Annotated in this window: 23 protein-coding genes and 1 pseudogene; 7 read left to right on the top strand and 17 right to left on the bottom strand. The window is 34.7% G+C overall.

Annotated elements, in window-relative coordinates; translation table 11 throughout:
* Positions 1-62: 62 nt before the first annotated feature.
* Positions 63-1226 carry an aminotransferase A gene (locus tag JFT89_RS28210; protein ID WP_002066944.1) on the top strand — a complete coding sequence of 388 codons (1164 nt, stop codon included), beginning with the start codon at positions 63-65 and terminating at the stop codon, positions 1224-1226.
* A gap of 4 nt (positions 1227-1230) precedes the next feature.
* Here the strand turns inward: JFT89_RS28210 and malR are convergent, their stop codons facing one another.
* The 4 genes from malR to JFT89_RS28190 all read right to left on the bottom strand — a co-directional run bounded on the left by malR (position 1231) and on the right by JFT89_RS28190 (position 6025).
* Positions 1231-2262, bottom strand: a complete 1032-nt coding sequence (gene malR / locus JFT89_RS28205; RefSeq protein WP_002014809.1) for a maltose operon transcriptional repressor MalR — start codon at positions 2260-2262, stop codon at positions 1231-1233.
* Positions 2263-2544: 282 nt separating this feature from the next.
* A complete protein-coding gene (gene malD / locus JFT89_RS28200) occupies positions 2545-3387 on the bottom strand; it encodes a maltosaccharide ABC transporter permease MalD (RefSeq protein WP_002088365.1) in 843 nt (280 codons plus the stop codon).
* Positions 3388-4689: a maltosaccharide ABC transporter permease MalC gene (malC, locus tag JFT89_RS28195; protein ID WP_002088367.1), complete on the bottom strand. Its 1302-nt coding sequence runs from the start codon at positions 4687-4689 to the stop codon at positions 3388-3390.
* 76 nt (positions 4690-4765) lie between these two features.
* Complete coding sequence (locus JFT89_RS28190; protein ID WP_016096188.1) at positions 4766-6025, bottom strand: extracellular solute-binding protein; 1260 nt, start codon at positions 6023-6025, stop codon at positions 4766-4768.
* Between the two features lie 324 nt (positions 6026-6349).
* Here JFT89_RS28190 and JFT89_RS28185 point away from each other — a divergent pair, with 324 nt between their 5' ends.
* Positions 6350-8110, top strand: coding sequence for an alpha-glycosidase (locus tag JFT89_RS28185; RefSeq protein ID WP_201040934.1), 1761 nt, complete (start codon positions 6350-6352; stop codon positions 8108-8110).
* A gap of 38 nt (positions 8111-8148) precedes the next feature.
* Here JFT89_RS28185 and JFT89_RS28180 read toward each other — a convergent pair whose 3' ends face one another.
* Entirely contained in the window at positions 8149-9825 is a 1677-nt protein-coding gene (locus JFT89_RS28180; protein WP_201040933.1) for a glycoside hydrolase family 13 protein, read from the bottom strand.
* A gap of 276 nt (positions 9826-10101) precedes the next feature.
* Here JFT89_RS28180 and JFT89_RS28175 point away from each other — a divergent pair, with 276 nt between their 5' ends.
* Positions 10102-11202 (top strand): ABC transporter ATP-binding protein, encoded by a 1101-nt coding sequence (locus tag JFT89_RS28175; protein WP_002066938.1) that lies wholly within the window; start codon positions 10102-10104, stop codon positions 11200-11202.
* 69 nt (positions 11203-11271) lie between these two features.
* Here JFT89_RS28175 and JFT89_RS28170 read toward each other — a convergent pair whose 3' ends face one another.
* The 3 genes from JFT89_RS28170 to JFT89_RS28160 form a co-directional block, all read right to left on the bottom strand.
* The gene (locus JFT89_RS28170; RefSeq protein WP_002066937.1) at positions 11272-11781 is read right to left on the bottom strand and encodes an SDR family NAD(P)-dependent oxidoreductase; all 510 of its coding nucleotides are present in this window, start codon (positions 11779-11781) and stop codon (positions 11272-11274) included.
* A 65-nt stretch (positions 11782-11846) separates the two neighbouring features.
* A complete protein-coding gene (locus JFT89_RS28165; protein ID WP_002128904.1) occupies positions 11847-11945 on the bottom strand; it encodes a hypothetical protein in 99 nt (32 codons plus the stop codon).
* A 299-nt stretch (positions 11946-12244) separates the two neighbouring features.
* Entirely contained in the window at positions 12245-12700 is a 456-nt protein-coding gene (locus JFT89_RS28160; protein ID WP_002066934.1) for an RDD family protein, read from the bottom strand.
* Between the two features lie 131 nt (positions 12701-12831).
* Here JFT89_RS28160 and JFT89_RS28155 point away from each other — a divergent pair, with 131 nt between their 5' ends.
* On the top strand, positions 12832-13263 hold the full coding sequence (locus tag JFT89_RS28155) for a DUF3997 domain-containing protein (protein ID WP_002033805.1): 432 nt from the start codon (positions 12832-12834) through the stop codon (positions 13261-13263).
* 44 nt (positions 13264-13307) lie between these two features.
* Here JFT89_RS28155 and JFT89_RS28150 read toward each other — a convergent pair whose 3' ends face one another.
* Both JFT89_RS28150 and JFT89_RS28145 read right to left on the bottom strand, forming a co-directional pair.
* The gene (locus JFT89_RS28150; RefSeq protein ID WP_002066932.1) at positions 13308-14066 is read right to left on the bottom strand and encodes a hypothetical protein; all 759 of its coding nucleotides are present in this window, start codon (positions 14064-14066) and stop codon (positions 13308-13310) included.
* Between the two features lie 188 nt (positions 14067-14254).
* Entirely contained in the window at positions 14255-14983 is a 729-nt protein-coding gene (locus JFT89_RS28145) for a DUF4184 family protein (RefSeq protein WP_002111554.1), read from the bottom strand.
* A 148-nt stretch (positions 14984-15131) separates the two neighbouring features.
* Here JFT89_RS28145 and JFT89_RS30690 point away from each other — a divergent pair.
* Positions 15132-15390, top strand: a pseudogene (locus tag JFT89_RS30690) (hypothetical protein).
* 10 nt (positions 15391-15400) lie between these two features.
* A complete protein-coding gene (locus JFT89_RS28140) occupies positions 15401-16126 on the top strand; it encodes an AAA family ATPase (protein WP_016096186.1) in 726 nt (241 codons plus the stop codon).
* A 29-nt stretch (positions 16127-16155) separates the two neighbouring features.
* On the opposite strand, the gene JFT89_RS28135 is transcribed toward JFT89_RS28140, so the two are convergent.
* From JFT89_RS28135 to JFT89_RS28125, 3 genes are all read right to left on the bottom strand, one after another.
* On the bottom strand, positions 16156-17331 hold the full coding sequence (locus tag JFT89_RS28135) for an acetyl-CoA C-acetyltransferase (RefSeq protein WP_002014871.1): 1176 nt from the start codon (positions 17329-17331) through the stop codon (positions 16156-16158).
* Between the two features lie 139 nt (positions 17332-17470).
* Positions 17471-17920, bottom strand: coding sequence for an NUDIX hydrolase (locus JFT89_RS28130; RefSeq protein WP_002066949.1), 450 nt, complete (start codon positions 17918-17920; stop codon positions 17471-17473).
* A gap of 261 nt (positions 17921-18181) precedes the next feature.
* Positions 18182-18475 carry a DUF3928 family protein gene (locus tag JFT89_RS28125; protein ID WP_000288333.1) on the bottom strand — a complete coding sequence of 98 codons (294 nt, stop codon included), beginning with the start codon at positions 18473-18475 and terminating at the stop codon, positions 18182-18184.
* Positions 18476-18651: 176 nt separating this feature from the next.
* Here JFT89_RS28125 and JFT89_RS28120 point away from each other — a divergent pair, with 176 nt between their 5' ends.
* A complete protein-coding gene (locus tag JFT89_RS28120) occupies positions 18652-19269 on the top strand; it encodes a hypothetical protein (protein WP_002165130.1) in 618 nt (205 codons plus the stop codon).
* A 195-nt stretch (positions 19270-19464) separates the two neighbouring features.
* Here the strand turns inward: JFT89_RS28120 and JFT89_RS28115 are convergent, their stop codons facing one another.
* From JFT89_RS28115 to JFT89_RS28100, 4 genes are read right to left on the bottom strand one after another with little or no spacing between them, the layout of a single operon-like run.
* Entirely contained in the window at positions 19465-19710 is a 246-nt protein-coding gene (locus tag JFT89_RS28115) for a DNA-binding protein (protein ID WP_079998972.1), read from the bottom strand.
* Positions 19711-19730: 20 nt separating this feature from the next.
* Complete coding sequence (locus JFT89_RS28110) at positions 19731-20489, bottom strand: DUF1129 domain-containing protein (protein WP_002014877.1); 759 nt, start codon at positions 20487-20489, stop codon at positions 19731-19733.
* Between the two features lie 13 nt (positions 20490-20502).
* Complete coding sequence (locus JFT89_RS28105; RefSeq protein WP_016096185.1) at positions 20503-21270, bottom strand: DUF1129 domain-containing protein; 768 nt, start codon at positions 21268-21270, stop codon at positions 20503-20505.
* A complete protein-coding gene (locus tag JFT89_RS28100; RefSeq protein WP_002014879.1) occupies positions 21270-21602 on the bottom strand; it encodes a PadR family transcriptional regulator in 333 nt (110 codons plus the stop codon). Before JFT89_RS28100 ends, JFT89_RS28105 begins: the two co-directional genes overlap by 1 nt.
* Positions 21603-21775 lie beyond the last annotated feature (173 nt).

Below are 21775 nucleotides of genomic sequence, written 5' to 3'. Positions count from 1 at the left end.
GCGTAATAGTTGAAAATATGATAAAATGAACTTAATTTTCAAACGGAAGAAAGGGAGATACAATGGAACAATTCATTAATCCTAGAGTGAAGGACATCCAAATTTCTGGAATCCGTCAGTTCTCTAATATGATTCAAAACTATGATAATCTTATCTCTTTAACAATTGGGCAACCCGATTTCCCTACACCTTCTCTAGTAAAAGAAGCAGCTAAACGGGCCATTACAGAAAATTATACAAGCTATACACATAACGCTGGTTTACTAGAATTACGCGAAGCAGCTTGTAACTTTGTAAAGGATCGCTATGATTTACATTATTCACCTGAAAACGAAACCATTGTTACAATCGGTGCTAGTGAAGCGATTGATGTTACATTCCGAACTATTTTAGAACCAGGAACGGAAGTAATTTTGCCTGCTCCTATTTATCCTGGTTACGAGCCGATTATTCGACTATGCGGTGCAACTCCTATTTTTATAGATGTTCGTGAAACTGGATTTCGTTTAACAGCTGAAGCTCTGCGAAATGCAATTACAGAACGAACACGATGCGTCGTTTTACCGTATCCTTCTAATCCAACTGGTGTTACCTTATCAAAAGAAGAATTAGAAGATATTGTATCTATCTTAAAAGATAAAAATATTTTCGTTCTTTCCGATGAAATTTATAGCGAACTTGTATATGAAGACAAACACACATCTATCGCTCATTTCCCAGAAATGCGTGATAAGACTATTGTCATTAACGGCTTATCAAAATCACATTCTATGACTGGTTGGCGTATCGGACTTTTATTTGCCCCAAGTTATTTAGCAAAACACATTTTAAAAGTGCATCAATACAATGTTACATGCGCTACTTCAATTGCTCAATATGCTGCAATCGAAGCTTTAACAGCTGCTAAAGATGCCCCGAAGATGATGCGCTATCAATACAAAAAACGCCGTGATTACGTATATAATAGACTCATTCAAATGGGTTTAACTGTTGAGAAGCCAACAGGTGCATTTTATTTATTCCCATATGTTGGACATTTAACATCTTCATCATTTGATTTTGCACTTGATCTTGTAAAAGAAGCTGGGCTAGCCGTTGTTCCTGGAACCGCATTTTCCGAATACGGTGAAGGCTACCTTCGCCTTTCCTATGCTTACAGTATCGAAACTTTAAAAGAAGGCTGTGACCGTTTAGAAGCCTTTCTAAAGAAAAAAGCTAAGAGTTAAACTCTTAGCTTTTTGTTGCATAATGATCACAAGTTTGACGCTTCAATAATTTATGTGGAATAATAATGCATTTTGAAGTAGATTCAGAATGCTCCACCTTATCAACTAAAGCTTTTGCCGCTTCATACCCTAATTGATAAATATTCACATCAACTGTCGAAAGTGGTGGACTAGCAATTTCTGATAATAAAGCATTGTTAAAGCTTACAATCGAAACATCTTTCGGTACAACAAATCCTTTTTTAGAAAGCGCACTTAACACGCCAAGTCCAATTAAATCATCCGTTGCCATAATTGCCGTCGGTGGTTGCTTTAGTCCCATTAATTCCTCAACAGCCTGTTGACCACTCTCTCTTGAAAAATCAAAGTGTAAAATATACTCTTTCGGCAATAGAATATCTGCTAGTTTCAAAGCATCACTCATCCCCGCCAAACGATCTCTCGTTACAAGTAAATCTGATCCACCGCCGATGAATGCGATTTGTTTATGGCCTAATGAAATCAAATATTCCGCTACTTCTCTTGCAGCTGTATAATTGTCATTATCTACATATGTAATTTCATCTTTTCGATCATATGGTTTTCCAATTAAAACAAACGGGAAGTTTTGGTCATGCAAGTATTGAATAATCCGATCGTTCTCTCTTGAATATAAAAGAATAATACCACCGATTTGACGCCCTTGTACCATTTTTACAACACCATTAAAAATTTCATCTTCCGTTTCACCAGTCGACATATAAAGCGCATACCCTTCCACATGTGCAAATGAACTAATTCCTCTTATAACTTCTGGGAAAAACGGATTTTGAAAAGCTTTACTTGCAGAACTCGGCATAACAAGACCAAGTGTCTTCGTCGTTTGGTTCGCAAGGTTTCTTGCATTTAAATTTGGATGATACCCTAATTCACTCATTACTTTTCGAACACGGCGCTTCGTCTTTTCACTTATACTTGGATTATCAGCAATTACACGAGAAACAGTTGATGGTGCTACGTTCGCCTTCTTCGCCACATCTTTAATTGTAACTGTCATAAAAATCCCCTCCTTTCACTTCTCTGCCATTTTCATATATTTTATCTTGCACCCGTTGCAAGTCATAGGAGAAGTCATAAACTGTCATTTATTTATTCTATCTTGCAAAACTTATCATATTCTCCCTCTCCATGTATTGTAAGGGATATAGCTCTTTTTTCCTATACTATAATATACTATTTATTTCACTTCTTTTCATATGCGATGTCAAATCTCTTTTCATCTCTCTATAATTTTTTTATAGAGAGATGAAAAGAAAAATGGGACATAATGTCCCATTTCTCATCCTTTCGTACCTCCAGCTGTTAAACCAGAAATGAAGTATTTTTGTAATGATAGGAATAAAATTGAAATTGGTATTGCAATTAATACGGAACCAGCCGCAAACGTTGTAAATTCATTACCAAATTTCTTCGCTACCATTTCATAGAGTCCAACTGCTAAAGTGTAATTTTCCGGCGTGCGTAAAATAATACTTGCTAAAATGAAATCTGTAAATGGACCGATGAAAGTGAATAATGCTACAACCGCTACGATTGGCTTTGCAAGCGGCATAATGATTTGCCAAAAAATACGGAAGTGTCCTGCTCCATCCATGCGGGCTGACTCATCCAACTCTTTCGGAATCGTATCAAAATACCCTTTCATAAGCCAAGTATTCATTGGAATTGCTCCACCTACATAAATTAAAATTAATGCAAGATGTGTATCAATTAATCCTGTTAACTGCGCTAATACATATAGTGCGATTAACGCTGCAAAGTTCGGAATCATTTGTAGAATTAAAAATGTTAATAAACCATTTTTTCTTCCGACAAAACGATATCTCGAAAATGCATAAGCAGTAAAGCTAATTGCTAACACCGAAAAAATCATCGTCATAACACTAACTTTTAACGTATTTTTATACCAAAGTAAGTAATTACTTGAATCAAGATCAAGTAGCTTACGATAATGATCTAACGTAGCATTTTTTGGAATAATGCTAGAACCAGACAAACTATCTCCTGGATTAAACGATGAACCAATAATCCATAGTAATGGATAGAAAATAATCGCACACATTATGAAGATAACCAAATAACTTAATGAAAGACGTAACATCTTTTGTCGTTTAATATTCATTTACATCATATCCTCTTCTTGGAATGATTTTGTTCTCTTAAATTGCCATAACGCAACTGTAATAACGATTAACGATAAAATCATTGTAAGAGCTGCTGCTTTTCCGTACTGCGCTGAAGTCATCGTTAACTTATAAATCCATGAAATTAAAATATCCGTTCCACCTGCATCTTGCCCCGCTACAGCAGGACCTCCGCCGTTAAATAGATAAATGATACTAAAGTTATTAAAGTTAAACGTATATTGTGTAATTAAAATTGGTGCTGTTGCGTATAAAACAAGTGGCAATGTAATTTTGCGGAACTGTTGCCAAGCAGTTGCTCCATCTACTGTAGCCGCTTCATATAATTCTCCTGGAATCGATTGCAATATACCTGTTGTCATTGCAAATACGAATGGGAAACCGAGCCACGTTTGGATCATAATTAAAGCAATCTTCGCCCAAAACGGATCTGTCATCCAAGCAATCTTTTCAATCCCGAATAAAGCTAATACTTGATTATTAATCGCTCCAAATGTTTCATTAAACATACCCGAGAAGACAAGAATAGATACGAATGCTGGAACAGCCCACGGTAAAATGAAGATTGTTCGAATAATTGCCTTACCTTTAATACCAGGCTGATTTACGATAATCGCTAAGAAAATACCAAGTGCAACTTGTAATGTTGTTGCAACAAATGTCCAAATGACAGTCCAAGAAAATACACTTAAAAATGTCTCTCTCCACATTGGTAATGTAAAAATATCAATAAAGTTTTTAAAGCCCACCCAATCTACTAATTTAGCTGGAGGAGAGTGATATAAGTCATAGTTCGTAAATCCAATTAAGATTACAAAAATGATTGGAAATACAACTACAAAGATTAGTAATAGAAATCCTGGTGAAACCATTAAATATGGAAAACCTTGATCTAATAAGTTACGGTATTGCTCTTTTACTGAGTTTAATGGTGTTCCTATATCACGTTTCTTCCCATTTTGGTATGCATCATATAAGTTAAATCCATATATTCCGAGTCCAAACACTATGACGATAAGTGCCAAAATCCCTTCTACTAATAGAAAGACAGAATGGTCACGTGGAACTTCTGTACCGAGCGTTACAATTCCCCATAATCCCATATTTAACAAATCAGCAAATGCTACAATAAATGAACCTGTTAATACTAGAAAAATAAGACCTTTTACAAATTGTTTATTATATATTTGGCCCATGCCTGGAATAATAGATAACATGGTCGCCATTTTCCTATGTTTCGAACCGTTCATATCTTTCATTGGTTCCATAGATGTTTGCATGTTCCTTCCCCCTTTTTTCTTCCTACTTGGAAGGGAGAGAATTCGTGCCTCTCATATTAGAGACACGAACTTCACCTTATTTTTTATTACTGTGGTTTGCTTCAATATTTCCTTTAATTTGTTTCACTGCACTATCAAGCGCGGATTTTGGTGCCTCTTTTTCTGTAACAACTAACTGAAGAGCGTCTCCAGCTGGTTTCCATACTTCTTGCATTTCTGGAATATTCGGCATTGGAATTCCATTTTCTGATTGAGTTGCAACTGCTTTTGCAGCTTCGTTATCTTTAATAATTGGATCTTCCATTACTGATTTTACTGGAGGAATTTCTTTTGTCTTCTCAAATCGAATTTTTGCATTTTCTTCATTTGTTACCCACTCAGTGAATTTTGTAGCTAAATCATTTTGTTTAGAGAAGCTTGTTACATGCCATCCTTTTACCCCAACAAATGTTTTCATCGGTTGACCATTTGGTAATTTAGGCATTGGAGCAACACCATAATCAATTCCGTTCTTTTCCATCGCTTGGAACGCCCACGGTCCGTTCATAATAGATGCTGCTTTTCCTTCATTGAATAATCCATCAGCAGCAGGGCCACCTGACTCACCGATAATACCTTTCGGGAATAACTTTTCTTTGTACCATTTTTGAAGATATTCAGCCCCTTGTACTGCTCCGCTATTATTTAATCCAACATCACTTGCATTTGGCTTTCCGTCTTTCTCACCAAATACATATCCGCCCATACCTGCCATAAACGCGTTAGCAAAGTAGAAGTTATCTCCTAATGTTAAAAATCCGTACTTGCCATCCTTCGTAAAGTCTTTTGAGAAGTTAAATAGCTCGTCCATCGTTTCTGGAGCTTTTTGCATTAATTTTTTATTGTAAATAAAAATTGGTGTTTCAATTGCTTTTGGTAAACCATATAATTTCCCGTTGTATGTTTGTGCCTTTATTGATAAGTCAGTAAATTTACTCTTCACAGCATCATCTGCTTTTACTTCAGAAAGTAAGCCTTCTGTTACTGCATTTCCGATTTGATCGTGTGGCAATGTTACAACATCTGGTCCCGTCCCCGCTGGTCCATCAAGACGTAACTTTTTCACTTGATCTGTCATTTGCATTTCAACAACTTTTACTTTTACTTTATATTTTTCTTCAAAGCTTTTCACTGCTGGTTCTAAACCAACACCTTTTTTATCATCTTCCCAAACGAGAAGATCATAGTCTTTCTTCGCTTTACTTTCCTCTTTTTTTCCTGAATCTTTCGGTCCACATGCAGATAACATGCCAATTGACAATGCTGAAATCGTTAATAGTGATAATGCTTTCTTCATCCCAAAAACCTCCCTAAATTGTCTATGTACCTCTTCAATTGAAAACGTTTGCATTTAATAGTTTAATAGAAGCGCAAACAATATCTAAATCTATGAAAACGTTTGCGCTATTTGTCTATCATTATACATCCTTTTATTCATTTTGCAAATATTAATTTTCGAAATAATCTTATCACACTCTTTATTCATTGACTTTACATAAAATGAATACTACTCTTATAAGCAATATTAAAGTTATGTGGAAGGCAATCGTTTGCAACATAATCTTTATTATTTCGTTTAAGGGAACTATATGTATAGAGATATTAAAGGGGGATTTTCTATATGCTTAAAGAAGCGATCTATCATAGGCCAAAAGATAATTATGCATACGCTTACGACGAAAAAACAATTCACATCCGAATACACACAAAAAGAGATGATGTTCACAGCGCCGCTCTCATCTACGGGGATCCGTACGAATGGCAGGACGGAAAATGGATTACAGCGAGTACACCGATGAAAAAAACCGGATCTACTGAGTTATTTGATTATTGGTCGGTTTCAATCAAACCGAAATTTAAACGCTTACGTTATGGATTCGAATTAAAAAACGACGTAGAAATTTTTATTTATACAGAACGAGGATTTTTTTCTAATATCCCAAATGACGATGTCGGTAACTTTTTCTGCTTTCCATTTGTTCATGCAAAAGACGTTTTCAGGGCACCATCCTGGATTAAAGACACAGTATGGTATCAAATTTTCCCGGAACGATTCGCTAACGGAGATAACACATTAAATCCAGCAAACACCCTCCCTTGGGGAAGTACCGAACCAACTCCAACTAATTTTTTCGGCGGAGATTTTGCTGGTATTATTCAAAACCTTGATTACCTTGTGAAGCTTGGAATTTCCGGAATATATTTCACTCCTATTTTCAAAGCTCATTCGAATCATAAATATGACACAATTGATTACATGGAAATCGATCCACAATTTGGGACGAAAGAAACTTTCAAAGAACTCGTTCAGGCGTGTCATAAACATGGTATAAAAGTAATGCTCGACGCTGTTTTTAATCATAGCGGATACTTCTTTGATAAATTTCAAAACGTGCTGAAACAAGGTGAAAATTCCGCCTATAAAGATTGGTTCCACATTCATGAATTCCCAATTATAACCGAGCCACTTCCTAATTATGATACTTTCGCATTTACACCATATATGCCTAAATTAAATACAGCACACCCAGATGTAAAAGAATATTTACTTGAAGTAGGGCGTTATTGGGTAAGAGAATTCAATATAGACGGTTGGCGCCTTGATGTAGCAAATGAAGTCGATCACAGTTTTTGGAGAGAATTCCGAAGTGAAATAAAAGCATTAAATCCTGAAGTATATATTTTAGGTGAAATTTGGCACGATGCACTCCCATGGCTACAAGGTGACCAATTTGATGCTGTAATGAGCTATCCTGTTACAAACGCTCTACTTTCTTACTTTGCTAACGAATCCATTCATGCAAGTGAATTTATGAAACAAATTACCGATTCTCTACATTCCTACTCTATGAATGTAAATGAAGCGGCATTTCATTTATTAGACAGTCATGACACACCTAGAATTTTAGCAACATGTAACGGGGATAAAAATAAGTTAAAGTTACTCTATGTATTTCACCTTTCTTTCATCGGTTCTCCTTGTATTTATTACGGCGATGAAATCGGGATGGATGGTGGAATGGACCCTGACTGCCGCAAATGTATGATATGGGATGAAAAAGAACAAGATACTCTTTTATTTACACATACACAAACATTAATTTCATTACGGAAACAACATAAAGCATTTGGAGGAAATGGTACTTTTCAATTCATTGAGGCAAATGATGAACATAATTATATTTCTTATACAAAAACATATGAAGATGAAACTATCTTTTTCGTTTTAAATCCTACTAACAGTGAAGTTACAACTTCACTCCCTCTTCATATTACCAGGAAGAAAATAATTAACATTTATACAAACGAAGAATTTTCAGCGGAAGCAAGTGTATTACAAGTTACACTTCCACCGTATGGATTCTCTATTTTAAAATGGTAATAGTAAAAGCCTTATGCCAGGGTGGCATAAGGCTTTTCTTATTTCAATTTAAATACCATTGCTTCATATGGTCGTAATGTAATGTTTTCTATCAATACATTTTCTACATCATAATTGTGTATTAATAACTCTGCTTCACTATAAACAATATCCTCTGGCAATTCAAATACACATTCATCCGCAGTGAAGTTTGCAATCACCAGCAGCTTTTCTTCTCCATATGTTCTTACATAAGCAAAAATAGAAGGGTTATTTTCTAATATTAATTCATATGTTCCATACACAACTATTTCATTGTTTTTACGTAATTCAATCAATTTTTTATAGTAATAAAAAATTGATTCTTCATCTTGAATCGCTTGTTTCACGTTAATCTCTTTGTAGTTAGGATTTACCGCGATCCAAGGCTCACCCGTTGTGAATCCAGCATGTTCTCTATCATCCCACTGCATCGGAGTTCTAGCATTATCTCGGCCCTTTATATATATAGACTGCATCACTTTATCTATATCTTCGCCGCGCTCTATAACTTTTTCTTTATACATATTTAGTGTTTCAATATCTCGATATTCATCAATTGATTCAAATCGAACATTTGTCATTCCGATTTCTTCTCCTTGATAAATATATGGTGTCCCTTTCATCATATGAAGTACTGTCGCTAACATTTTTGCTGATTCAGTATGATAAGCTCCATCATTACCAAAACGAGATACAACGCGAGGCTGGTCATGGTTATTCCAATAAAGGCTATTCCATCCTGTTTGTTCTAATGCTTTTTGCCACTTTGTTAAATTTTGTTTCAAAGTAAGGAGTGAGCATGGTTTTACATCCCATTTCCCGCCTTCTCCGGAATCTAAATCCATATGTTCAAATTGGAATACCATTTGCAGTTCTTTTCTAGCTTCCCCTGTATACAATTTAGCCTCTTCTGTCGTTACACCAGGCATTTCCCCAACCGTCATAATGTCATACTGAGACAATACGTCTTCATTCATTTCATGCAAATACTTATGAATATTCGGACCGTTCATAAAATGTTTATGCCCTGAAACATATCCTTCTTCATCCGTTTCAACAGATGGTAAGCCATCTTCTTTAGAAATAAAATTAATAACATCCATACGGAACCCATCAATTCCTTTTTCTAACCAAAACTTCATCATGTCATAAACATCTTGTCTTACCTTTTCATTATCCCAGTTTAAATCTGGCTGTTTTTTAGAAAACAGATGCAAATAATATTCATCTGTCATTTCATCATATTGCCATGCAGAGCCACTAAATGCTGCTCCCCAGTTATTCGGCTCTTTCCCTTCATTTCCAGGACGCCATATATAATAGTCTCTATATTTATTTTCTTTTGATTTACGTGATTCAATAAACCAATTATGTTCATCTGAAGTATGATTAACAACTAAGTCCATCATAAGTCTCATATTACGTTTATGCATTTCATGTAATAGTTCATCCCAATCTTCCATTGTTCCGAACTCGTTCATAATTTTACAATAATCACTTATATCGTAACCATTATCATCGTTTGGAGATTCATAGACTGGTGATAACCAAATTACATCAATACCTAATTCTTTTAAGTAATCTAGCTTCGTAAGAATACCACGAAGATCCCCTATACCATCACCGTTACTATCCATAAAACTACGAGGATAAATTTGATATACTACACTTTCTTTCCACCATTGTTTTCCCATTATGCTACCCCATTTCATCTATACTATTGATTCGTTTTTCTTTTTTAAGGCGCAAACGTTTTCATTACTGAATGATAACAGATTCTATCCAAATTTAAAATAGCGCTTACAATATTTATTTTCTTTTTCTAATAAAACATGTGGAACTTATTATATATTCATAGGGATAATGAAAACGTTTTATTTTTTTACAGTGTTTTTATTTCTTTTTTGAATCTATTCGTTTATAATAAATTCAAAGAAAACGTTTGCATAAACTTTCTAGGGGGAAATATCATGGCAGAACTTAAATTAGAAAATATTTATAAAATATATGATAATAACGTAACAGCCGTAACAGATTTTAACTTACACATTCAAGATAAAGAATTTATCGTATTCGTTGGTCCTTCTGGATGCGGAAAATCTACAACACTACGAATGGTAGCTGGACTTGAAGATATTTCAAAAGGAGAATTTTCAATTGATGGTAAGCTAATGAACGATGTTCCTCCAAAAGATCGAGATATCGCAATGGTCTTCCAAAACTACGCTCTTTATCCACATATGAGTGTGTATGATAATATGGCATTTGGATTAAAACTTCGAAAAATACCGAAAGATGAAATCGACCGTCGAGTGAAACATGCAGCTCAAATTTTAGGGCTTGAACAATATTTAGATAGAAAACCGAAAGCTTTATCAGGTGGACAACGTCAACGTGTTGCATTAGGTAGAGCAATTGTTCGAGACGCAAAAGTCTTCTTAATGGATGAACCATTATCAAACTTAGACGCTAAACTACGTGTTGCAATGCGATCAGAAATTTCTAAATTACACCACCGCCTTGGCACAACGACAATTTATGTAACACATGATCAAACTGAGGCAATGACAATGGCTTCACGCCTTGTTGTTATGAAAGACGGCAAAATCCAACAAATTGGAACTCCAAAAGAAGTATATGAAACACCTGAAAATATTTTCGTTGGTGGTTTTATCGGTTCACCCGCAATGAATTTCTTCCGTGGAAAATTAACTGAAACCGATTTCGTTATAGACAGTTCACTAAAGTTTAAAGTATCTGAAGGAAAAATGAAGTTATTACGCGAACAAGGCTATGTAAATAAAGAAATTGTTTTAGGTATTCGTCCAGAAGATATTCATGATGAACTATTATTTTTAGAAGCTTCACAAGCTACTACTTTCACAACGAAAATTGAAGTTGCAGAGTTGTTAGGGGCTGAATCCATTTTATATATGAAACTTGGAAATCAAGATTTTGCAGCACGTGTTGATGCAAGACATACTTTTTCACCTGGTGACCAAATTAAACTTGCTTTTGATATGAATAAAGCACATTTCTTTGATAGCCAAACCGAACAACGTATTCGTTAAAAAATAAAGTTCTATAATAGAACATACAAAAAAACCGTCCACATATATACTGGGGGCGGTTTTCCATTATTATACTAGGGCTTCTATTGTATGAAATGATTGTCCTCTCGTGCTAATAATACCAAAAACCGGCAAATCACTAAGCACCACTTCTTCTTGCTGTTTCATAAAAGATGACGTTAATTGTTTTATCTCTATCCAAACGTCATTAATACAAAGTACATTGGAATCGTTCTCTTGTTGGCGAGAAAAAATAGAATCTATTTTATATAGACCAGCATTTTGAAAAAGCATATCAATACGACTATATGCCTCCATAGCAAAACTAATAACACGTTGCCAATCTCCTTGTTTCCCCATATCGTAGGATACAAAAAGTGCTTCTCCGCCTAAATCCGTAATTTCCTCGGCTGTTGCTTGTCCACTTTCTTGATCAATGTCCGTCACAATTACTTTTGCGCCTTGCTTAGCCAACAAAAGAGCTGTACTACGTCCAATACCGATGCCACCACCAGTTACAATGGCAACCTTTCCTGCAAGCTTCATTTTCATTACCCCTTCTATAAGTCTTACCGTCATTCAGTATACTCCTTTATTAGATTAGTCTGCAAGCAGGAAAAGTTCACGCTACAGCTTGTAAGCGATTACTTTTTTGTTTCTTTTTTTTTCTTACTATTATATTGATCGAAGGTTAAACCAATAAAAATAAGAATTCCCCAAAATATTAAGCTACCTCCAGTCATTCCAAATCCCCCTTTGTTATATAACGATATTATTTATACCCATTATATCATTCTCTCAATTTTCATTCTATTCAAAACGAAAATAGGATGTTTGAATTAGCTACAGCTTCTTTAAACATCCTTCAGTAATATGGAAGGTACTATATTGGAGATATCCACCCTATATCAATTCCATTTATCGAATTTTATGAAAAAATAAGAGAATGATGAAATTTTTCACGAAATTAAAAATAAGACTTTTTATATACAAACGATAAAAAGTCTTATTTCATTAGTAGCACGTATACTCTAAATATTAATTATACAAGACTCATCACTTTTGTCTTTGCAATTAAATCATGGAAGCCACCATTATCTTTGCGGAATAACATCATATATACATTGCATATTAATGGAACTCCAAGTAATAATATGCTTGGTAATAATAATACCAAAAATCGTATTATTAATGTTTGTAACGTTAGTTTTTCACTTGTTAACGAGATTATTTTTGTTCTTGTTACCTTTTTACCAAGTGTAGAACCGTTCCAAAGAAAAGGTAACAGAATAAAATTTATAGCCATTAATACGAAAACAAGTGTAAGGTCATATCTATAGTCACCTAAACTTATATTAAAACGATTGAAAATAGCACTATAGTTTCCGGTAATAATAGCTACTACTGCACCGTACGTAACCGAGATTAAAAACATGTCAATAAGGGAAGCACCTATGCGATTCATTACAAGCGCTGGACGATGCATCTTTAACTTCATTTTGTGTCGACTCCTTCATATCCTTCTTTACCCGTCTCATCGTACCACTTCTAAAAAACATTGTAAACTGGCGTTTCGCTTACTTTTCTTGTACAATGTGTTACAACAGCATTGTAAAGGAGGTTCCCATATTGAAAAGATGGATAATCCTATTTGCCGCACTCTTATTAACAGGTTGCACAGGCAATACAAACCATTTAACCTATACAATTAACGATGAATATGAACTCATACATACTTCTGGAGATGCATTTGAACTTTTCCCATCGCAGGATGCTGTATATGCTACACAATACATCCCTGCAAAAATTACAGAAATTGCTTGGGACGATAAATACATTATCACAAAGCAAATTGAGGAAAAATCAGATCCAAATAATCCTGACGCAGCAATTACAAATAAAAAAAGTGAACATTATTGGATTATCGATGTAAAGCATAATAAACGATTTGGTCCTTATAATGAAAAACAATTTAACGAGCAAAAAGATGCTTTTAAAATTACAGTGCCTTTTCAAAGTGTAGATTCATATGTGAAAGAGCTAAAAAAACAGTCAGCATAACTTTTTATGCTGACTGTTTTTGCTTAAATTATTATAAAGACACTTTATTTAGAGAGTGAAATATTAAAAGTTTGCGGTTCTTTAACAGCTTCATTTGTGTCTCCTGCTGCTAAATCATCTGTCGTAAACTTAATATCCTTTACTTTTTCTTTTCCATCATCAAGTATTAAACCGATAATTCCTTCTCGTGTCTCACCAGGCCTATAATCTTCCCTTGAAACACTCTTTGTACCAACGAGCGTATCTTCATCATATAAAAAGTTTTGAGTCGCTACATTAAAATGTTGTTTGTCATTTATAGCAACATCATTCATAGAGAAGAATTGCATGTTCTTATCTCCACTATTCTCTACCTTATATGTAATTTCAACATACCGAATCGTATCGCTAATCTCTGTTCCACTTAACGATGCATATAATTCAGCATCTTCTTGACTCACTTTATCTCCCAATCTACGCTTTACTTCTTCAGGAGTTAATGCAGTATACACTTTCAATGTATTTTTTGCCTCTTTGCTCATTTGTGATAATGAGATAACTTTAACATCTTGTACGTGAATTTTCATTGGGGCTACTTCAAATGTCTGATTCACAGAATGAATCTGTTCTAATTCAAATGTCCCCCACCCTTTTTCTTTCACTTTTTGTCCTACTTTTTTAAGCTCACGCCCACCATACTCTTTTGTTTCTGGAATAGATTCTTTCTTTTTAGGTTCTGCCTTCTTTTCTTCTTGCTGGAAGCAACCACTTAACATAAGAAGAAAACTGCATAAAACAAAAATACTTTTCCATGCTTTCATCATTTAATTTCTCCTAACACTATCATTCATTAATATAAAGTGAAACTTTAATCAGTGGGGGTTTTGTCCATCCCCCACTGATTATTAGTTGAACCAATCGGGCTTTTACGGGCAGTTGATCTCCCACCTAACTTCTTTGCTCCTGCCGAATTTTGAGGTGGGAGTCCTACTGCCCGTTAATGCGGGGTAAATTAGTCCCTTGATTTGTAAACTATAGAAACAATAAGAAGTCCACAAAACGAACTTGTCAGTCCAGATACTATTATACCTCCTATTTGGAAAATATGAAAATAGGGGTCTAATAACGCGTGAACGATAAATATAATGGCCGCCACAACGATAGATGAAGCCCAATATTTCTTTTTTTCCGAAGTTAAACTAGTATCTTGATCAGTTTCCCTCCTATATTTCCATAGTACATATATTAGTAATAGTAGACCAAAACATGTACTCCCATGTTGTAAAAATTTATAAATTGGAATACTATATACTTCTTGCTGTAACAGCGGCATTTCCATAACAAAATAGCCTGTCTTATGAGTAAAAGCATCCCAAACGACATGCGTCACCATACCGAATAAAGCAGAATAGCAAAATACAAAAAAATTCTTCCAAGTATATAGCCCCCACTTCGCATCTACTACATATTTATAGTAACTAGCAAAAGGCTTAGGTAAATGTGTTATAAATGGTCCTTTTAAAATAAAATGATATGCATATGCTAATAAAAAAACGAGTGGTAAATTCAAATAGAAGAAACCAGCCCATGTATGGCCAATAATACCGTATGGCCTAAAATATAAAAAATATTCAAAATCAGGTGCCATACTACCCAATATAAGAGCCGTCACCGAAATATAACTAGAATGTTTCTTAGCAAAAGGGAGAACAGCTGCTGGATGTGCAAATGTAAACGGCATATTAATACTCCTCTTCATATTTCTAATAGAATACCATCTATCATAACGAGAGAATTAATCTTGATGCAATATTTATTTTCACATTGGAATATGATAGTTTACGTGTTATAATCCACATAAAATATTCAGAAAATAAGGAAGTGTTCACGTGTCATTAACACTTGTCTTTTTTCTTGTTTTGTTTATATTGTTTTTAAGTACATACATCGGATTCTTTATATGGAAGCACTACAAAATTATAAAATATATATGGATTTATGAGCGTTCTTATCATTTTTATAGGAAAGAGAATGGCTTTCAGCTGGGAAGGTCTCGGTTTTGGCGCACTTCAATATACAATACTATTAGCAAGTTGTCTTACATTAGTATTTGCTGCTTTTTTAGAATCAAAATCCGTTATGAATTGAGGTTTATATATTGATTGACGTACCTTTTTTAAAAAATGTCACATTAAAAAAAGAAAATATCCCTAGCTTTTCCGCATATCCTTACTGTCTACCCGCTATTCGAACTTTGCAATCACTGGCTTTCCACCCAAATGTAACATTCATTATTGGAGAGAATGGGACAGGTAAATCAACATTACTCGAAGCAATTGCAGTGGCTTTAGGTTTTAATGCAGAAGGTGGAACGAAGAATTTTCGCTTTAGCACTAACGATTCCCATTCATCTTTACATGAATATCTTCGAATTTCAAAAAGTTTCAATACACCAAACGACGGTTTCTTTCTTCGCGCTGAATCATTTTATAACGTTGCTTCTTATATCGATGAAATAGATGCTATAAAATCTTACGGTGGCGTTTCACTTCACGAACAATCACACGGCGAATCATTCTTCTCATTATTTATGAATCGTTTTTCAGGACAAGGTTTATACATTCTAGATGAGCCTGAGGCAGCTTTATCCCCGATGAGACAACTTTCAATGCTCATTCGCATGCACGAACTAGCTGAACAAGGTTCACAATTTGTTATCGCGACGCACTCTCCTATTTTAATGGCTTATCCTGAATCTACTATATACTCTTTAACTCAAGAAGGGATTCACGAATCTACATTAGAAGAAACAGAGCATTACCAAACGACGAAACTTTTCTTTGAAAATCGCGATCGATTATTTCATCACTTATTTGAGTCATAAAAAAGAGGCAGCAATCGCTGCCTCTTTTTTTATAATGCTTCTATAAATAAAGCTACTCCAATACCGCCTCCAACGCATAGAGAGGCAATACCTTTCTCTAATCCACGTCTTTTTAATTCGTGAATTAAACTTACCGTAATACGAGCTCCTGTACAACCAATTGGATGTCCAAGTCCTACACCACTACCGTTTACATTCACTTTCTCACGGTCTAACCCTAACTCTTTCTCTACAGCTAAATATTGTGCAGCGAAAGCTTCATTAATTTCAAGTAAGTCTGCATCTTCTAATGACCACTCTACTTTTTCTAATCCTTTGCGAATTGCTGGTGCTGGTCCAATACCCATAATTTTCGGATCTACACCTGCTACTGAATATCCAACAATTCGAGCTAACGGTTGTAAGCCTTTTTCTTTTGCTTTTTCTTCGCTCATTAATACTAGAACTGCACTTCCGTCATTAAGACCAGATGAATTCCCTGCAGTTACTGACCCGTCTTTACGGAAAGCTGGTTTTAATCCTGCTAATTTTTCAGCTGTAATATCTGCACGTGGATGTTCATCCTTCGCAAATACAACTTCTTTTCTACGTTCTTTTATTGTAATAGGAACAATTTGATCGTCAAAGTATCCAGACTCCATCGCTTGCAGCGCTAATGTATGACTACGAAGCGCAACTTCATCTTGTTCCTCTCTTGTAATTTCATATTGTTCAACTAAATTTTCCGCTGTTTCACCCATCATAATATGGTGAATCGGATCTTCTAAAACTTCCCACACCGTATCACGAATTTCTCCGTGCTGTAGACGTTGTCCCCAGCGGTGTTGTTTCAATGCATAAGGGCTCGAACTCATCGCTTCTACTCCACCTGCAACAACAATATCACTTACACCTAATTGGATTTGCATTGCAGCAGACATAATTGCTTGCATACCTGAAGAACATTGACGTTGAATTGTATAACCAGTAACTGTGTCAGGAAATCCTGCCGCTAATGCAGCTGTTCTTGCCGTATTTGCTTCATCAGTTCTTTGAATACAATGACCTAAAATTACTTCATCAACTTCATGTGGCTCTACTCCGCCTCTTTTTACAGCTTCCTGAAGTACAGGAACAGCTAATTCTACTGGTGTTATATTTTTTAGTGCTCCTCCGAAAGTTCCAATTGGTGAACGAACTGCAGCTGTAATGACAACATTATGCATTTTGTACTTGCCCCTCTCTTATGTACCCTAGTAAGTTTTTAGGTGAAATTCCATAAGTTGTATGTCTAAAATTATCATACTATAAACATACCAAAAAATCAAAATATTTAATATAATAAAAATAGAAGGAATTAACCTTCTATTCTGTCAATGCGTATAAGAATTTTTGTAATATCTTCTCTGTCGTTTCATTCAATTTTGGTAACTTATCTACTGGAAAATATTGAAGCTCTAACCCTTCATGATCGAGCTTTAATTCTCCGCCTACATGATGTGCCTGATACAGATGAATCACATTAAAAATTTCATCTCCATTTGGATAACGGAAATAAACTTCCTTTCCTGAAAGAACACCAAGAAATTGCATTATTTTTGCACTTAGTCCCGTCTCCTCGAATAATTCTCTACGAGCAGTTTCTTCTGTCGTTTCTCCCAGTTCCATTGCCCCGCCAGGCACACCCCAATCATATGTATCTGAACGATATTGAAGCAATACTTCTTGATTATCATTTAATATAATAATTGCTGATCCTACTAAAATAAGTGGTCTCGTACCAACTACTTTGCGTAACTCTTCAATATACCCCAATATGTAAACTCTCCTTTCCTCACCCTTCCTTATCATAACAAAATTCTCTTCCTTTTGTTGCTGTAATTTTCAATAAAAAAGGAAGCTTCCGCTTCCTTTTTTTACCGTTATCCCGCTATTTGCGGGCAGTAAGATCCCTACCTCAAAATTCAGCGAAAGCAAAGAAGTTAGGCGGGGGTCGGGCTGCCCGTAAAAGCCCGATTGGTGAAGGCTAATAATCAGTGGGGGATGGACAAAAACCCCACTGATTAAAGTTTCACTTTATTTCTTAAAGCTTTCGTATTTTACAGCTTCAAAAGCTTCTTCAATTTCTTCATTGCTATAATGGACATACGTAAAACGCCCTAATTCTACTAATCTAGCTATTTCTTGTAACGCTTTATGCTGATCATATGTTTCTTCAATTGTAATATGTACATAAAACTTCATTAATGGATGTTCATATAAAGGTTCTCCCACCTCTACATATACATCTTCAACCCCTTGCACAACTCTTACATAGCTCGCAAATTGATACAGAGCTTCTCTGTCTGAAACGATTTTTAATGTATACATATATTCTCCCCCTTTTCTTTACTATATCAAAAAGCAGACCATACTACGTTATAGAACTATGAAATTTTTTCGACTTGTATTATATATATTCGTGCGATAAACAAGGCGTTTATCCATACATAGAATCTTTCCCCACATATATTATAGAAAGAATTTTTTCATTTGAGGTGTTCCTTATGGATTCATACGTTAATATATGTGTTTGCATTACTCCAGGCGCCGATATTTCTGACGACCGTATTGCAAAAGATTTAGCAGTTGCAGAATCAATTTGGCATCCCATTACATTTCAAATTAAAGAAGTAATTGTACTAAACGAACTTTTCCGTTTTTCTAATCGGGAAATTAGTTATAAAAACTCCATTCAAAGTCAGGAAAAATTATCATCCTTTTTTCAAACTTGTGTTAACGAAGCTCCTGAATGTGACCTTTATATTTGTTATATTGGCAGTGATTATTTCAAGGAAACTGCCGTAATTGCCTGCGCTTACTCCTTAGCGAAACAACAGCAACTTACTGGTTATATCGTTTTAACAAATTCAGCCGCTCCAATGAAAAACATATATACCCTCGCTCACGAAGTTGGGCACATTTTATTTACAAGACGAATTCATGGAAAACTTACGCACGCAGATCCCCATTCTCCAACTGGTTCTGAACACCACCCTTCTCCCTCAAACCTTATGTACCCTATAGTCCCTCGTCCTGATCAGGTTCACATCAATTCATTATTAACAAATGAACAAAAAGCGCTCTCTTTACAAAGTCTCTTATTACAAAGAAAAAAACAGTAACGATCTTGTTACTGTTTAAAACAATATATTCCAATCAACAAACCAAATATCGGCTGCTAGAAATAAAGTGAAACTATAATCAGTGGGGGTTTTGTTCATCCCCCACTGATTATTAGCCTTCACCAATCGGGCGTTTACGGGCAGTTGATCTCCCCCCTAACTTCTTTGCTCCATCCGAATTTTGAGATGGGAGTTTTACTGCCCGTTAATGCGGGATAAAAACATACAACTAAAAGTAAATGTAATCCCTCTAAAAATCCCAATATAATATTTCTTTGGAAATACTTTTTTGCATATCCAAAGCAGCCCTTTTCCTATTAACCCGAAGAACAACATATATGCTGATGTGTCATCTAATACAGTATCAAAATAGTCATCATATATTCTTTTTGTGAAAGCAATATAGTTAACCTTAAAAAAACTACTACTCGATATACATATAAATAACTCTTTCTCTCTTTTTATTCGTATACTTCCCTTTTTTCTAATTTTATATGAATTTTTAAAAGCATATAAATAACAATGAAAAGAATTATTTGTTGCACATACATTCCACTAATGCTCGATAAATCTATCATTACAAATATATATTCTAATGCAATTGGAACTAGTAAATACGACAAAGTAAACCAACCACCAAATTTAATATTTGCAATAGCTGCAAAAAGAACTACTATTCCAACAAGAATGAAGCTTTCTGTAGCAGTAAATTTAATAAATGTTGTACCATAAAAATTATTTAATAATGCAATACTGAAAATTGATAAAAACCATATCGCACCACTTATATACATAATTAAAAATTCAATTCTTTTATGTTTAAAGACTGCTGTTCTCATCCCCCATATTAATACACCAATCCCTACAAAAATCATAATTGGATATCCAATTAATTCAATTAAAGAATAAGACAAGCGATGATCGGCTTCACTAAAGAATACACTCTTCATCATCGTGAATGCTAATAAATTTATAATAAAGTAAAGCAATAATTTATAATTCCCTTTTTTATCAACTTCCATCTCTTTCGCAAGTTGATTTGCATACTCTTTTGGAGCATGACCAAATATATCACTTACACTCTTCCCTCTCTTTTCTCCTTCTATTAAATGAACTTCCGCATCTTCTATAAAAGAAATAATATCAGCTTCTCTAATGCCCTTCGTACGTAAATACCCTTGGGTATCATCTAAAAATTTTTGTGCTTCATTCGATAACACTTTTATCCCTCCCTTAATTAACCGTTTCTCTTCTATTCGTCTTCATCATAATTTCAAGGAAAATTAAAATAAACAAACTTCCGTATAAACATATAATTTGAAATAACATTGGCATAAGATCTTCCGATGTAAATGTTTTAAACACTAACATAATCGAAAGTGGAATAATTAAATATAAGTTTTTAAACCATCCTTCAAAATATATATTTATAGCTACCGTGAGGATAAAGATCCCTCCAGCTAATATATAACTTTGGACTAGAGTCAACGTAAACATCGTTGTAGGATATATCACATCTAAAATCGTAACAGCTCCTAATAAAAACATTGGCGCGATCATGACTAAAGACCACATGGAAAACCACGTTTTTGTAGAACTTGTTACAAAGGTCATTTTACGAAGCAGAAAATTAGGACCCACAACAGCTAAAATCAATGTAAAACTATAGCCAATACACTGAATAAGCGAAATCTGTAAAATCCCATTATTAACTATTAAAATAGAAGCAATAATCCAAAACGAAACGATATTCATTACCGTAAACCCAATTTGCTTCCACGTTTCCTGTCTATCTCTCTCCATCACTTTTACAAGTTCATTTGCATATTCTTTCGGCGAGCTTCCGAAAATTTCTTCTACACTTTTGCCCTCACTCTCACCTTCTATTAAATGCAACTCTGCATCTTCTAAAAAGTTTTCAATATCGCTTTCTTTCACACTCTTTGCAGTTAAAAATAATCTCATATCTAATAAAAAATTTCGCGCTTCATTTGATAACATTATTTTTTTCTCCCCTTCCCTTCAAGTAGACGCTCTACACTACTTTGCATCGCTTCCCAGCGATCCATAAATTCATCCAGTGCTTCCTCGCCTTTTTCTGTTAATGTATAATATTTTCGCTTTGGACCAGATGGAGATTCCTTCATTACACTTGTTATTAATCCTTCCTTTTGCATTCGTATTAATAACGGATAAATACTTCCCTCACTCGCCATTGTGAAACCATACTTCGCTAATCTTTCACTCATTTCATAACCGTATATTTCACCTTCAGAAATAATAGCAAGTAAGCATCCTTCTAAAATCCCTTTCAGCATTTGACTTGTCGACATATTTCAAATCCTCCCACTATCTTGTTTTACAAGATAGATAAGCGTAAGTATCTTGCTTTACAAAATAGTATAGCAAACGCTACTTTGCAAAACAAGATAGCTAGCAATATTTTTCCAAATGTTTGCAGGAATTTTATTATCACCTCTCTAAATAGAGCAATAAGAGAACTTTT

Source organism: Bacillus sp. TH25 (assembly GCF_016650935.1).
Classification (GTDB): Bacteria; Bacillota; Bacilli; order Bacillales; family Bacillaceae_G; genus Bacillus_A; species Bacillus_A mycoides.
Note: the sequence above shows the minus strand (reverse complement) of the source record. Positions and strands in the feature narration are given on the sequence as shown.

Coding starts and splice junctions, on each gene's coding strand:
- JFT89_RS28210 (WP_002066944.1), top strand. CDS start 63: ATGGAACAATTCATTAATCCTAGAGTGAAGGACATCCAAATTTCTGGA.
- malR (WP_002014809.1), bottom strand. CDS start 2,262: ATGACAGTTACAATTAAAGATGTGGCGAAGAAGGCGAACGTAGCACCA.
- malD (WP_002088365.1), bottom strand. CDS start 3,387: ATGAATATTAAACGACAAAAGATGTTACGTCTTTCATTAAGTTATTTG.
- malC (WP_002088367.1), bottom strand. CDS start 4,689: ATGCAAACATCTATGGAACCAATGAAAGATATGAACGGTTCGAAACAT.
- JFT89_RS28190 (WP_016096188.1), bottom strand. CDS start 6,025: ATGAAGAAAGCATTATCACTATTAACGATTTCAGCATTGTCAATTGGC.
- JFT89_RS28185 (WP_201040934.1), top strand. CDS start 6,350: ATGCTTAAAGAAGCGATCTATCATAGGCCAAAAGATAATTATGCATAC.
- JFT89_RS28180 (WP_201040933.1), bottom strand. CDS start 9,825: ATGGGAAAACAATGGTGGAAAGAAAGTGTAGTATATCAAATTTATCCT.
- JFT89_RS28175 (WP_002066938.1), top strand. CDS start 10,102: ATGGCAGAACTTAAATTAGAAAATATTTATAAAATATATGATAATAAC.
- JFT89_RS28170 (WP_002066937.1), bottom strand. CDS start 11,781: ATGACGGTAAGACTTATAGAAGGGGTAATGAAAATGAAGCTTGCAGGA.
- JFT89_RS28165 (WP_002128904.1), bottom strand. CDS start 11,945: ATGACTGGAGGTAGCTTAATATTTTGGGGAATTCTTATTTTTATTGGT.
- JFT89_RS28160 (WP_002066934.1), bottom strand. CDS start 12,700: ATGAAGTTAAAGATGCATCGTCCAGCGCTTGTAATGAATCGCATAGGT.
- JFT89_RS28150 (WP_002066932.1), bottom strand. CDS start 14,066: ATGATGAAAGCATGGAAAAGTATTTTTGTTTTATGCAGTTTTCTTCTT.
- JFT89_RS28145 (WP_002111554.1), bottom strand. CDS start 14,983: ATGCCGTTTACATTTGCACATCCAGCAGCTGTTCTCCCTTTTGCTAAG.
- JFT89_RS28135 (WP_002014871.1), bottom strand. CDS start 17,331: ATGCATAATGTTGTCATTACAGCTGCAGTTCGTTCACCAATTGGAACT.
- JFT89_RS28125 (WP_000288333.1), bottom strand. CDS start 18,475: ATGTATACATTAAAAATCGTTTCAGACAGAGAAGCTCTGTATCAATTT.
- JFT89_RS28120 (WP_002165130.1), top strand. CDS start 18,652: ATGGATTCATACGTTAATATATGTGTTTGCATTACTCCAGGCGCCGAT.
- JFT89_RS28105 (WP_016096185.1), bottom strand. CDS start 21,270: ATGTTATCAAATGAAGCGCGAAATTTTTTATTAGATATGAGATTATTT.
- JFT89_RS28100 (WP_002014879.1), bottom strand. CDS start 21,602: ATGTCGACAAGTCAAATGCTGAAAGGGATTTTAGAAGGATGCTTACTT.